Genomic DNA, 13,046 nt, shown 5'->3' with positions numbered 1-13,046 from the left:
GCGTACGGCTACTGTGCGCTGATGAGCGTTGAGCCGAAACGGGCCAGTGAATGGACCATCCATGGGGAACGCATCGTCGATGACACCCGCCGGGCGGTGCTGACCATCGCGGACGTGGAGCTACCCGATGGCGTCCGCTTCGAGCAGTACGTTCTGCGTATTCCGGCCGCCGCGATGGTCATCGTGCTCGACGACGACGAACGCGTGCTGATGATGTGGCGGCACCGCTTCATCGTCGACCGCTGGGTCTGGGAACTGCCCGGCGGCTACCTCGACCCGGCCGAGGACTCCATGACCTGCGCCGCCCGCGAGGTCGAGGAAGAGACCGGATGGCGGCCGCGCAGCATCGAGAAGCTGATTAGTTTTCAGCCGATGGTGGGCACGATCGATCAGGAGAACATCGTCTACCTTGCCCGCGGCGCTGACTTCACCGGCGCGGCCCCGGACATCAACGAAGCCGAACGCCTCGGCTGGATCTCGCTCGACGAGATCCAGCAGCACATCGACAACGGCACCATCGTCGGCGCCGGCTCCGTCTCCGGGCTGCTCGCCCTGCTGCTGCGAAAGGCGACCGGAAACCTTTAGGCACTTGCCATGATCGGCCGTGCCCGCTCGGCGAAGTCCTGCACCGCGGGTAGCCCGACATGCTTGGAAAGACGATCGGCGAGATCAGTCAGGTAGTCGCGGGCGCGGGACGAGTACAACCCTTCCGCGGCTTCGACCGCGTCGACACCGACCCGTGCGGCTTCTTCCGGCTCGCCGTTCTGCGCGTGCGCCACGGCGAGCAGGACGAGGTTGAACTGCCGTCCCCGCGCGTACTGCCGACCGTCCATGTCCAGCGACCGGGTGGCGAACCGTGTCGCGATATCGCCCCTGCCCAGGGCGGTGAAGCAGTGGCCGAACTTGGCCGCCAGGTAGGACTCGTCGAAGTAGCCGATCCACTGCGGCTCGCTCGTCCGGTCAGCCTTGTCGAATATCGCCTCGGCCCTGTTCAGTGCGGCTGCGCAAGCCTTCTCGTCGCCACCAACAGCATGACCTTGAGCTTCGAGGACGGCTGATTCCGCCTCGATCGCGGCGATGCCCGCCTCGGCCGCTGCACGGCTGGCGGCCTTGGCCAGATCCACTGCCTCGCCGGAGGCCCGGAGGAAGGCTGCTTGATGGCTCATCGCCGCCAAGATCTCGGCTCCGAGCGCGCGGTCCCCTGCACCGGCCGCGAGGCGTAGAGCCTGGATCAGGTACCGCTGGGCCAGCCCGTGCATCCCGGTGTCGTAGGAAGCCCAGCCCGCGAGCTGAGTCGTCTCCGCGACCGCGGACAGCAACTGGCGGCCGGTGGTCGCGTCGTAGCGGCCATTGATCAGCTCGGTGACATCGGCGTTGAGGAAGCGGACAAGGCTGTCACGGATATGACCGCCGCCGAACTGGTTGTCCAGCGTCCGGTACGTCGAGGTCATCCGGCGCACCGTCTCTACGTCGGCGGCCCCGATCAGCCGCTCACCGTTGCCGGCCGGGCGCTCGTCAAGCGACGACATCAACCATCGCATCGCCGCAGGTAAGAAGGCCGTCGCGCTGAAGCCCACCTGCCGAAGAAGGTTCCGCCGCTGCATATCGCCTCGCCAAAGATCAACAGCGACATCTATGCCGTGCCGCCAGTCCGGCGCGAACTCTAGCCCGGACGGCGTGGCCACCACGGCTTGTTCGACCGCGACGGGCCGGGTATCGGTGTCGGCTGACACCTCGGACACCATGGCGGATAACTGCCCGCCCGCTTCGAGTGCCTGATCCAGCAGAACCGCGACGGACAGGCTCGGCCGTTTGATCCCCGATTCGAGATCCCACAGATGGCCGTGCGAACAATGGATCATCCCGCCGAGCCGACGCAGCGACAATGCATGCTGCTCACGCAGCTCCTTGAGCTTGCAGCCGAAGTCAGGATGGACAACAACAGTCCGCCGCGGCATCGTGCCCCCAACGATTCGATGATCGGTGACATCGGCTTTCCGAACCGGACGTCACCCGGACACCATAGCCCTCAGCTGGACGAATGCCGAGCACACGCAACAAGGAATAGGAACGACACGGCGAACCGATACGATCAGGATCAAGCTCAGCTATATGACAGCTTAACTGTCCGCGCAGCCGACCCAGACGCACCGTGCTCCAGAACAGTTCCGATTCGCCCGTGGTGATCGGCGATTGGCGTAGGAACGGCCGGCCGGTTCGTCCTACCCAAGGACAGTGGCAATGGCCAGAGCGATGCGCTCGATCCAATTGATCGCGTCGGTGACCTCTGCGTCGGTGATGGCTCGCCGCTCATGGAGGCTTCCGTCGACCAAGTCGGCCTCATGAGCGATCTTGTTCCGACGATCGGTGATGGCGATGTACCGCTTCTTCAGCGCTTGCTCGTTCATGGCCGTCCGGCCACGAGTCCACTCGTTGATTTGCCCGGCAGCCTTGGCCCAGATGTTCTCCTCGGTGACGAGCTTGAGTGCCTCGCCGATCTTTCGAGGGTTCTGTAGGGCGACGTTTCCCCACTTCAGACGCACCTGCTCGGACACGGCATCAGCGAGCGTTGTGGTGCCACGCCGCACCTCTTCGACCTTCTTGAGCGGAAGCTCGAAGGCGGTGAGCTGGTACGGCATTCCTGGGCTGTCCTGAGCGGCAAGCTCCGCCACGCGCCGGTACAACTCTTCGTGAAACCAATGATCGATAGCGCCTACAGCCTGCACCCAGGCGGCACGATAGAAGTCGCCGATGTCAAGGATGGGAGACTGGAAGGCGGCAAGGCTCTGCCCGGCAACGACCATCTTCCTGGCGTACTCAATGTTGGTCTTGAACGCCTGGAACTCGCGCGTCTGCGGATGCTCACGAACCACTGACCCACCCCGCCCTTCGATCGACTGCGATCAGCCTTCCCTCTGGGGCGGGGTATACGCAAGTCTATTGTGGATCAGCTCGCGGTGGACTCCTCGACTGTCTCCGCGTCAGCCGGCACATCTGCACCGAGCGCTTCCGCGATCGCGGCGAACTCGTTCAGTGCGGCCTGGAGGTCTTCGATGATCTCTTGCGCGATCACCTCGGGCGGCAGCAGGCTTTCGGCATCGTCAAGCGAAGGATCACGCATCCAGGTGATGTCGAGGTTGACCTTGTCGCGGGCGATCAGCTCGACATAGTCGAAGCACTTGAACCGCTCCGACTCCTTACGTTCGGTGCGTGGCTTCCCCGGTAGATATGCCTGGACAAACTCTTCCAGGTCGGCGCGGCGGAGTGGGTGCTGCTTGAGGGTGAAGTGCTTAGCGGTCCGAAAGTCGTAAACCCAGAGCTTCGTGGTGTTGGGTACTCCTCCGCTGCGCGGCGGCTTTTTCTCGAAGAAGAGAACGTTGGCCTTAACACCACCGGCATAGAAAATGCCGGTTGGCAAGCGCAGAATTGTGTGCAGGTCGAACTCGTCGAGCAACCGACGGCGAACCTTCTCGCCAGCGCCGCCCTCGAATAGCACGTTGTCCGGTAGAACGACTGCGGCCCGGCCGTTCATCTCCAACAGCGACATGATGTGCTGCAGGAAATTGAGCTGCTTGTTCGTGGTGGTTGCGCGGAAGTCTTGCCGATCGTAGGAAATGTCCTCACGGTCGACCTTGCCATCCGTTCCGATGACGGTGATTGCTGACTTCTTGCCGAACGGCGGATTGGCGAGGACTAGGGATGCGTGCTTTTTCGGTGTTTCGGCGAGCGCGTCGCTGACTGTGATGAGTGATGGCCCGTCGGCATCGCCGATACCGTGCAACAGCATGTTCATTGCGGCCAACCGAGCGGTTCCGGTTACCAGCTCGTTGCCCCAGATCCGCCCGGCCCCCATTGCGAGCCGCTGATCACGCGAGAGGTTCTGCATGTGATGCTTACGGATGTAGTGATGCGCGGCGATGAGGAATCCACCGGTCCCGCACGCCGGATCGGTAATGGTGTCCTCTGGCCCGGGTTGCATCACGTCGATTATGGCGTCAATCAGCGCCCGAGGCGTAAAATACTGCCCGGCACCCGTCTTCGTGTCCTCGGCGCCCCTGGCGAGCAGACCCTCGTAGGCATCACCTTTGAGGTCTGTTCCCTGGATGGTCCACTCCTCTCTGCCGATCAGATCAACGACGAGCTTCTCCAGCAGAGACGGCTCGGTGATCCGATTCTGCGACTTCGCGAAGATGGTACCGAGCGTAGTCCCTGGATTCTTGGCCAATTCCGCAAGAATTTCACGGTAATGAATCTCAAGCTCAAGCCCTTTTAGGCTCGCCAGTGACTTCCAGTTGCAGTCTGCGGGAACAATTTCCTTGGCTTCATTCTCCGTGAATGGGTCCGAGGCGATCTCGTCCGCCATCTTCAAGAAGAGCAAGTATGAAAGTTGTTCTACGTATTCAATAGTCGACAGCCCGTTGTCGCGCAGAACATTGCAGTAGTTCCAGAGCTTCGCAACCAAGGTGTCGGTCTGCGCGTGCGCCAGTGCGGATGATGCGGAAGTCACAGCGGAAGCTCCTGCTGTTTGGCAATGGTTTGGATATGGCTCGAAGCTAGCGACTGACGGACCGATGGGCCGGACGCCGCCTTTTTGGCGCTCGATTTGCGAATATCTTGTTTACTATTTCGTGATCGAATGGCGCCATTGTCGCGGATTCTCGCCAGGAGCACTGTGGCTGACTCCTCTTCCGGGTTTTGCGCGACGAGCCGGCCACTAAACGCTTTACGCAAGATTGATTTCCTAAGCATCCTCGCCCCAATGCGAGCGCCCTCGACTTCGGCGGCAAGCTTGTCGATCCGGGAAATCCCATTCTCGATTTCCTCGGAAACTACGGCCTGATCAGGCGCTGGCGCGATAGGAATGCGAATTCTGAAAAGATCTGTTTGTGAGATATTCCGCATCGAGTCTTTAGTGCCAGTAGCTTTGGCGGAAATCTGGCTCCGAACGATCGGAGATGAAAGTACTTGTATGAGCCATCTCTTATCTATCCCTGGCTTGGGAACGAGGCGTAGGCTCTTGTCGCTCAGCAGAAGTTGGGGACGACATTCTCTAACGAGTACCGGCGCACCGACATAGGCTATGGTATTGGCTCGGCTTACAAGGATGTCACCAACCTTGATCTCGTGTCTTGGATCGACTTGTTTTCCGGCCGGCACCGCCTTCTGCTCCGCAGGTCTGAACTCGCCCCAGGTCATGGCGCTGACTTTGATCACTCCCCACTCGTCCGTGTTTGCGGGGCGGGCCTCACATCGGAATGACTTGCCAGCTTCGATCCGATCAAGGACGTCCGCCAACCGACCCCAGTGCCAGCCTGGAGGCAATTCTGCTTCCAACTGGCGGCTGCACGTCATCGTAGAGCGTATGGCGCCGCGGAGTGCTGGTAGGCGTGTGATGCTATTTGCGATCCCCGTTTCGGCGACATCGAGTCGGGAGAGGTGATCTTCGAGCGTCTCTACGATCCGCCGCTGCTCTTCTAATGGCGGAACTGCTACTCGAATGTTGTCGAATTTGGTGCGCGTTATATGCACCATTCCAGATCCGTGGCTTTCGGTCACCATCTCGTCGAGGTGGTAATCAATTAGATACCTCAAGAACAACGGATCGATGTGAGTTCTTACCTTGAAAATATGCTGATTAAGGGCAGCTTCCGGCCCTCGCCAGATATGGGCCCCCAATGTTGCCGCCCACGAGATCAGGAGGTCGCCGTACCTGACCACGTGGCGGTCGTCCAACTCTCCTGAAAAGTAATTGAAAGAAGATCCCGAGCCGGTAAGGTTTTGGATCCTGATGATCGGTAGGCCGCTGTTCGACCACTCCGACTTTTTGAATCCTCGCCCGTTAATGTACTCGCCGAGGCTTCCTAGTCGGCTCCATGCCCATCCGATTGGAAGATCGTCGTCGTTCAGAGTGCTCAAGCTAACTCTCGATTCAACTCGCTCAGTAAGGTGCGGACGTCGCGTTCCGGAAAAGCGTGGGCGAATCCACGGCCACCGCCGTAACCCTTGAAGGGTTCGGCGTTGAACTCGGACGGGCTGATACCGACGTCGCTGGCGACTACGTCGCGGATGGAGCGCAGCCACCACATTTGCTCCTCAGTGAACCTGGCACCCGCCTGTTCTTGGCGCAGCAACCATCCTTCGAAACGTTCCTCCACCGTCTCCCGATACGGCCGGAGTTCCTGATCGGCACCGAGCTCGTAACGGATCAGAGAAATCAGGTCTGGGATGCCCGCCTCACGATCGCTGCGATGGGCTGCAGCCCCGAGATCCTCGTAGTAGACCCATAGCGTCTGCGGTGTCCAAGAGAAGTCCGGCCTCCGGATATCCAGCGCGAGTTCTTTGAGCGCCCCGTACGCCTCGCCAGGGGAGACTGTCCGAGGGCTAGTCAACGCGATCTCAACCGCCGCAATCCTGTCCCGTTCTTCTTCCAGCAGGCGCCGCCAGCGGCCGATCTGTTCCCGGGCGCGCTCCTCGCGCGGGACCTCGTGCACGTCGGTCACCTTGACGGCGGTAACCTCGTCGATCACGTAGTCCTTGTCCCGTCGGATCTCGATGATGTGCCGGCGTAGCTCAGGAGACTGGGTCAACGGCGCGATCGCGTCTTCGATGAGCTGGCGAGCAGCCTTCTTGCCCCCTTCGGCTTGGGCCTTTTCCTGCCGGTCTGGGTCGACGGCCTTGACGATGGCGCCGGCGATATCCGACAGCATGCGTCCACCGGCCGCTCTGGTCAGTTGTTCGCGTTCCTCGCTGGTTAGCTGCTGGTTGAGGCGGGCGAGCCGCCCGGCAAGGATTTCCGCCTCTGAAGCGGTGATCGACTTTGTTCCGGCCTTGTCCAGCAACTTCGCGAGGGAGACCTGTCGCTCGCCAGCAGGAACGAGCGGTTTCGCGTCCACCAGTGGGGAGTCCGTTACGCCGACCGCGTCGATCAGGACGAAGCGATCTTTGCGTACGGCATCGTCAGCGTCTGGCGTGACTTCTTGCAGTTCGGTCGGGTCGATGGTGCGAGCGCCGCGTCCTTTCATCTGCTCGAACAGCACGGCGCTGCGCACTTCACGCAGGAAGATCACGCATTCCAGCGCCTTTACGTCCGTGCCGGTTGCAATCATGTCGACGGTGACCGCCACGCGTAGCCGAGGTGAGGTCCGCAGGTCGCGGATTAGCTGGTCGGGGTCATCACCAGCCTGCCGGCTCTTGTAGGTGATCTTCTTCGCGAAGTCGTCGCCGCGACCGAAGACCTCCTTGACCAGGGCGAGCACGTCTTCGGCATGGTCCTCGCCCACCGCGAAGATTAGTGTCTTCGGCAACTCGGCGCGTCCAGGGAACCAGCGTCGCCAGTTGTCGCGGTACGCGAGGAGCACCGCCCTGATCTCGTCGACCGCGACCACCGATCGGCCAATCTGGCGGGTGGTGTACGTGAAGTCGTCGTTCAACTCCTGGTAGCGCTGCCTGCGGGTCTTGCGGTCGCGAACCCGCACGGTCGTGCCCTGCTCGATGGTGGCGGCACCCCTCTCCCGCAGGTCTGTGTGCATGCGGACGACGTCGAAATCGACGTTGACGCCATCGGCGACCGCCTGCGGGTAGGTGTACTCCGAAACGACATTGCGGTTGAAGAATCCGACGGTTTGGGCGGTCGGTGTGGCAGTCAGGCCGACAAGGTGGGCGTCGAAATACTCCAGAACGCCCCGCCAAAGGCCGTAGATAGACCGGTGACACTCATCGATGATGATCAAGTCGAACGACTCGATCGGGACATCTGGGTTGTAGGACACCTCGATCGGTCGATCTGTAGCGTAGGCATCCTCATACGCCAGCTCGTCCTGGACCTCATCAGCCTGGTCGTCGCTGACGGTCTCACCTCTCAGCAGCGAGTACATCCTCTGGATGGTGCAAATGACCACCGACGAGGTGTCCTGCAGGCCAGCCGCGCCAAGCCGATCGATGTTGTAGATATCCGACAGCTTGCGACCGTCGTCGGGTGTCGTGAACTTGCGGAACTCGTCGAGCGCCTGCTTGCCCAGGTTGGTGCGATCCACCAGGAACAGGACGCGACGTGCCTTGGCGTACTTGAGAAGACGGTAAGTCTGGGCTACCGCAGTGAAGGTTTTGCCGGCCCCGGTCGCCATCTCGATCAATGCGCGCGGCCGGTCCTCGCCGAGAGATTCCTCTAGGCCGGCTATCGCGTCGATCTGGGCCAGGCGCAACCCGTTCGGCTCCAGCACCGGGAGCCGCCGCAGGGCCGCCCGGAAGGTTGGGGCCTCGGGTGTTCCGTCGGCGCGCTGCATCCAAGTCGCCGCCGTCTCTGGTCGGTGGAAGGAGAACACCTCACGGGATCTGGCATCCGGGTCGAGGCGGTTGAGAAAATACGTCTCTGTGCCGGTCGTGGCATAGCGGAACGCGAACGGTTCGTCACGTCGCCAGACCGCGAGACTGTGCTCCTTCAGCACGCCAGCGGCGTAGCGGTCGTTCTGCTGAACGGCGCTGGACAGATGGTCGCCCTCACGCTTGGCCTCGACCACGCCGACGATTTTGCCGTCGACATACAGCACGTAGTCGGCTCGGCCGGTAGCCAAGGTGAACTCTCTGACCGCCACGCCCAAGGCAGCTATCGGGTTGATCTGGTCGCGGTCTTGGATGACCCAGCCGGCCGCGCGGAGCATCTCGTCGATGACTTCGCGGGCTTGCACCTCATTGAGCGGTGCGGCTCGCTGCGCCCGATGGACGATGGCGTCGCGTCGCTGAGCGTCGACCTTACGAGGCTGGTGGCGGGCGATCTCATACTTGACCTGCTGTGCGCTGCGGAGTTCTCCGACTTGTGCCGTCAGCTGCTCGATCATCTCGAGCAGCTGTCGCTTGTTTGCGTCGGCGCTGGCGATCAGGCTTTCGGCTTCAGCGCGTGCCTTCCGCTCAGCCTCCAGCGCACTGGTGGATTCAGCCAGACGCGTTCGCGCCTGAGTCAGCGCTTGCCGGTGACCGTTCAGCGCCTCACGCAGCTCAGCCAGTTCTGCCGGGTCCGTGACCTGCGTGCCCTCGCCGGGATCGGTCGGCGGTACGAACTGGGCGACCGTCCTACGGCCCTCGATAGCGTCGTGAAACCAGAGACCCAGTTGGTAGCAGACCTGCACCGCAGACAGCGCACCCGCGGTGTCGAACAGGTGTCGATGCGCGGCCCTATTGCGGTCGCGGCGTACCTGGTCGAAGGCGTCCCGGATTGCCGGTGTTAGAACACCGGCTCGGGTCAGGGCCGTCAAACGGTCGATCTGCCGGTCACCCTCGACACGCATTCCGGTCCGAGTGACCAGCTCTTCGGCTAGGACCTCGCCGAACTGCCCGGCCTGAACCATCGACGAGTTGGGGTTCGTGAAGACCGTGGCCTCGGCCATGGCTCCGTAGATCGCAAGTAGCGGCTGGAGGGGGAACAGAAGCCCGAAGTTCGGTGACCCCTTGGCGAGATCACTGAGCCGCTTGTCCACGAGTCCCCCTCTGATCCACATCTTGGACCCGGCAAGTCTACGAAGCGACAAAAGTCATTCCTACGAGGTAGCCCCGTGTGTCTTGCTGATAACGCATCCCACTCGGGGCTGAACGCTTCAGCGATTACAAAAGGTGCCACCGCCAGACTGTCAAGACCCATCTGATGATCGGCAGTTGACCTCTCGATCTGCGCTGGCGGAGACGACCAAGGCGCTGATTGGCGGGCGAGCAACGGTGCGGCGGGCTCGACCGCCATCGACAACGCCCCTGATCGGGGTGGGCCGACTCGATGAGCATTGCGATAAGGAGCGTGTCGGGCGGGCATACCTGGTTCGCAAATTAACCATATCCGGCCATGCTGGCGCTCAATGAGGTAGTAGTTCGCGCTTGTTCCGGCAGGCGTAGATGCAGCCTCTCGTGATCTCGAGGGCGTTGAACTTGTCCCACTTCAGGGCGAAGCCCGGGAAGTCGTTGAGGTCGCGCTGCTTGGCCTTGCCGGTTCTCCTCACGTTACCGGTGGCGTCGCGGTAGGTCAGGCCGGTGACGCCGATCGGGTCGCCCCTTCGCGTCGACCAGGCTCAACAGGGTCGACTCGCCCTCGCCGATCGCGGCCATGTCCCAGCCCGCGTCCAGCGTCTGCACCGGCTCCGCGGTGGCGTGCACTCCCCCGGCAAGATGGGTGACGCTCGGAGCATCGGCCAGCGCCCGGATCTGCTTCAACTCCCCGGCAAGCGCGGCCGCGTCCGGCGAATAGAACGGCCACAGCACGTAGACCCGCGCCCCGGTGGCGACGGCCTCCCGGATGTGGACCGCCGTGCTCACGACATCCTCACCAAAGCGAACCTCGTACCGGGTGGCGGTCTCGTGCTGACCAAGCGCACCCAGGAGCGCGTGAAAGCCGTACGTCACCGCCTTGCGGTAACGCAGCACCAGGACCAGCTCAGGACCACCCATGCCGCGATTTTGCCAGGCCCCGGAGAGCCAGCTCCGAGTCCATGACTAGCCACCCCTCAGGGGCAGGACTCAGAACACTCGTGATGTGCCGGCGCTCCCAGCGACCGGTGTGCAGGTATGCGTCGAAGCCGGTCGTCGCGGCCGCTCGCCCCTTACCTGTTCCACCAATCGACGAAGCGAGAGAACTTCGCGGGTGCGCGGGCCGCATCACACTGATCAGATATGGGCGGATGGTGATCGATGGGGCTGGCGCAGCAGCAGGGGATCTCGATCGGCGTCTACAGCATGGCACCGGAATATCAACTCGCGGATCTCGCCGCTGCCGAGGAAGAGAGGACGGTCTGCTGGGAGGGCGTGCTGCTGTTCGGCAGTGACGACGCCATTCGGGCTGGCCGGCGATGGCATGACTGCGTCTTCCGCCTCGAACTTCTCGCGGCGGGCAAGGACTGTGACATGACGTGGGAATCAGCGATCAAAGAGGTGAGCCAGGCACGCGGCGACTTCTATCGGGTCATCCGCAAAGACATCGGCGTGAGCGTGCTGGCCGATCCCGGTAGCCATTACGACTGGCAGGTCGGTGTCTCGCCCTGGCAGGCGGGAGTCTCATCCCAGCGGTCGCTGTCCGCGGACCGCTCAGCCATCGTCCCCGAGACGCCTTCCTCAGCCGGCCTCAATGTTGAGTGATGTTTAGAGATGGCTGACGTCGTTGTGCCGGACGAGGGTCCACCGCTGGTGAGGGTGCTGGATTCCGGGCCATTCGGTGGTCGGCTGCAGAGTGGTGATGGCGCAGTGGTCGAACGCGATCTTCAGGCGACTCAGGCCGGTCGTGCCGAGCAGCAACTGCAGGACGGCGGTCAGTGTTTCGCTATGGCCGACGATCACGAGAGTGCCGCCCGGGCGGGTGTCTAGGAGTCGGCGCAGGGCCGCGGTGGCTCGGTTGAGGTGTTGACGAGGCCGAGATGTGACGCGATCAGGTCCAGCCGGCCACCGCGCCCACCGACTTTGGCATTGACCATCGGCGGTGTGGTGATGAGATCGGTCAGGACAGTTTCGCCCTGGCCCGTGATTTGGCGCGCGCTTGGTGAAAGGCAGATTCACCTTTCAGTTCGTCGCGTACAGCTGGTCCAGGTCGATCGATTGGATGGAGGGATCGGTGGCAGTCGTGGCACGGAGATCATCGGTGAACCCATCGTCGCTGAACAGCAGCAGCCGGCACCGGTCGGTGCGGAGGTCATCCCGGCGATGGAGCAGGGTACGGATGTGGGCCAGGCGTTGCAGGTGACCGGTTCCGACGGTCTCGCTCCACTTGGCCTCTCACCGACAGCGAGGAGTTCCTCGCGGTCGTGATCGTCGCGCCGAAGACCGCGACTTCGTGCTGGGTCCGGGCAGCGGGGTCGTTGACGATGTAGCCGACGATCAGCAACCCGTGCGGCAGGACTCGGCGGGCGCCGCCTTGCACACGGTGCACATGTCGATCCCGTCCGGCGGCCGGCGCGCAGGTATCGTAGACGACACGAAGGGCTGTGGTCGGCTTCGGGAATCGCAGAGGGGGCACGGTGAGCGCTCAGGCTTTCGGCGCGAAGATGCCGACGCACGTGACCCTGGACGACGTCGCCAGCATGGCAGCCGCCGACGAGAACCACCGATACGAGCTGAGTCCCGAGGGAGTGCTTTCGATCATGCCCCCCGCGGACCCGGAACACGCGTTGCTGGTGATGCGCATGATCCTCTGGCTCGCCAGCCATGGCTACGAAGCCGAACAGCTCGCCGCCGACTGCGGCATCGACGTCGGTGGTGGCCGCGTTCCCGACCTGACGGTGTGGGCCAAAGGCATGCCCCCGCGTCGCGCCCGCTCAAGCTACGCGGGCACGGCCGGGCTGCTCCTCGCCGTCGAAGTCGTCTCCGGCGGGTCCGAGGTCACTGACCGGATCATCAAGAAGGCCGAGTACGCCAAAGCCGGCATTCCGCGATACTGGGTCGTCGAGCGCGACGGTGGAGCGACCGTACACCGGCACGTTCTGAACGACGTCGGCGAGTACGTACCGGACGCCGCCGGGCCTCAGCCGCTCACCTGGCTTCTTACCTCCGACCCTGACATAGAGTAACTTTCGCCGCCGTGGAGCTGGTCCATAGCGGCCGCGTGGGCTCGGCGCGCCGGACCTCGCCGCAGAGTCCCTCTCCGATCGTTTGATTTGACTTCGCGGCGCGCGATGACGGGCCGCGAGACATGGTCGGGCACCCGGTATGACGGGTAGTAGTTCGGGCTATTGCGGGCACGCGTAGATGCAGCCGCGGGTGATCTCCAGGGCATTGAACTTGTCCCACTTGAGGGCGAAGCCCGGGAAGTCGTTGAGGTCGCGCTGCTTGGCCTTGCCGGTCCGGATCAGGTTGCCGGTGGCGTCGCGGTAGGCCAGGCCAGTGATGCCGGTGAGGTCCCCCTTCGCGTCGACCAGGCTCAACAGGGTCGACTCACCCTCGCCGATCGCGGCCATGTCCCAGCCCGCGTCCAGCGTCTGCACCGGCTCGGCGGTGGCGTGCACTCCCCCGGCCAGTTGGCGTGGGGGGGCCCGCCCGCCCGGCCCCCCCCCCCCGGGGCGGCTCCTCCGGACCCCGGGGGGCCG

General features: G+C 63.0%; 12 protein-coding genes. 3 read left to right on the top strand and 9 right to left on the bottom strand.

Annotation, left to right across the window (positions count from 1 at the left end; all coding sequences use genetic code 11):
* Positions 1-18 precede the first annotated feature (18 nt).
* Complete coding sequence (locus tag KZ829_RS12265) at positions 19-585, top strand: NUDIX hydrolase (protein ID WP_372453862.1); 567 nt, start codon at positions 19-21, stop codon at positions 583-585.
* Here the strand turns inward: KZ829_RS12265 and KZ829_RS12260 are convergent.
* The 7 genes from KZ829_RS12260 to KZ829_RS12235 form a co-directional block, all read right to left on the bottom strand.
* Entirely contained in the window at positions 582-1,958 is a 1,377-nt protein-coding gene (locus tag KZ829_RS12260) for a helix-turn-helix domain-containing protein (RefSeq protein WP_220143965.1), read from the bottom strand. The genes KZ829_RS12265 and KZ829_RS12260 overlap by 4 nt on opposite strands.
* A 264-nt stretch (positions 1,959-2,222) precedes the next feature.
* Positions 2,223-2,873, bottom strand: a complete 651-nt coding sequence (locus KZ829_RS12255; protein WP_220143964.1) for a HEPN domain-containing protein — start codon at positions 2,871-2,873, stop codon at positions 2,223-2,225.
* Between the two features lie 74 nt (positions 2,874-2,947).
* Complete coding sequence (locus KZ829_RS12250; protein WP_308285448.1) at positions 2,948-4,507, bottom strand: type I restriction-modification system subunit M; 1,560 nt, start codon at positions 4,505-4,507, stop codon at positions 2,948-2,950.
* Entirely contained in the window at positions 4,504-5,916 is a 1,413-nt protein-coding gene (locus KZ829_RS12245) for a restriction endonuclease subunit S (protein ID WP_220143963.1), read from the bottom strand. Before KZ829_RS12245 ends, KZ829_RS12250 begins: the two co-directional genes overlap by 4 nt.
* Positions 5,913-9,470 carry a DEAD/DEAH box helicase family protein gene (locus KZ829_RS12240; RefSeq protein ID WP_220143962.1) on the bottom strand — a complete coding sequence of 1,186 codons (3,558 nt, stop codon included), beginning with the start codon at positions 9,468-9,470 and terminating at the stop codon, positions 5,913-5,915. Before KZ829_RS12240 ends, KZ829_RS12245 begins: the two co-directional genes overlap by 4 nt.
* A 366-nt stretch (positions 9,471-9,836) precedes the next feature.
* Positions 9,837-9,980 (bottom strand): hypothetical protein, encoded by a 144-nt coding sequence (locus KZ829_RS42860; protein ID WP_246635458.1) that lies wholly within the window; start codon positions 9,978-9,980, stop codon positions 9,837-9,839.
* Position 9,981: 1 nt separating this feature from the next.
* Positions 9,982-10,425, bottom strand: coding sequence for a radical SAM protein (locus KZ829_RS12235; RefSeq protein ID WP_246635457.1), 444 nt, complete (start codon positions 10,423-10,425; stop codon positions 9,982-9,984).
* A gap of 240 nt (positions 10,426-10,665) precedes the next feature.
* Here KZ829_RS12235 and KZ829_RS12230 point away from each other — a divergent pair, with 240 nt between their 5' ends.
* Positions 10,666-11,109, top strand: coding sequence for a hypothetical protein (locus KZ829_RS12230; protein WP_220143961.1), 444 nt, complete (start codon positions 10,666-10,668; stop codon positions 11,107-11,109).
* A 3-nt stretch (positions 11,110-11,112) separates the two neighbouring features.
* On the opposite strand, the gene KZ829_RS12225 is transcribed toward KZ829_RS12230, so the two are convergent.
* Positions 11,113-11,523: a histidine phosphatase family protein gene (locus tag KZ829_RS12225; protein ID WP_220143960.1), complete on the bottom strand. Its 411-nt coding sequence runs from the start codon at positions 11,521-11,523 to the stop codon at positions 11,113-11,115.
* 458 nt (positions 11,524-11,981) lie between these two features.
* On the opposite strand from KZ829_RS12225, the gene KZ829_RS12220 reads away from it, so the two are divergent.
* Positions 11,982-12,530, top strand: a complete 549-nt coding sequence (locus KZ829_RS12220; protein WP_220143959.1) for a Uma2 family endonuclease — start codon at positions 11,982-11,984, stop codon at positions 12,528-12,530.
* 159 nt (positions 12,531-12,689) lie between these two features.
* Here the strand turns inward: KZ829_RS12220 and KZ829_RS12215 are convergent, their stop codons facing one another.
* Positions 12,690-12,944, bottom strand: a complete 255-nt coding sequence (locus tag KZ829_RS12215; RefSeq protein WP_246635456.1) for a radical SAM protein — start codon at positions 12,942-12,944, stop codon at positions 12,690-12,692.
* Positions 12,945-13,046 lie beyond the last annotated feature (102 nt).

The organism is Actinoplanes hulinensis (assembly GCF_019429605.1).
Lineage (GTDB): Bacteria > Actinomycetota > Actinomycetes > Mycobacteriales > Micromonosporaceae > Actinoplanes > Actinoplanes campanulatus.
The sequence above is the reverse complement of the archived record's forward strand: the minus strand, read 5'-3'. Positions and strand labels throughout refer to the sequence as shown.

Coding starts and splice junctions, on each gene's coding strand:
- KZ829_RS12260 (WP_220143965.1), bottom strand. CDS start 1,958: ATGCCGCGGCGGACTGTTGTTGTCCATCCTGACTTCGGCTGCAAGCTC.
- KZ829_RS12235 (WP_246635457.1), bottom strand. CDS start 10,425: ATGGGTGGTCCTGAGCTGGTCCTGGTGCTGCGTTACCGCAAGGCGGTG.
- KZ829_RS12230 (WP_220143961.1), top strand. CDS start 10,666: ATGGGGCTGGCGCAGCAGCAGGGGATCTCGATCGGCGTCTACAGCATG.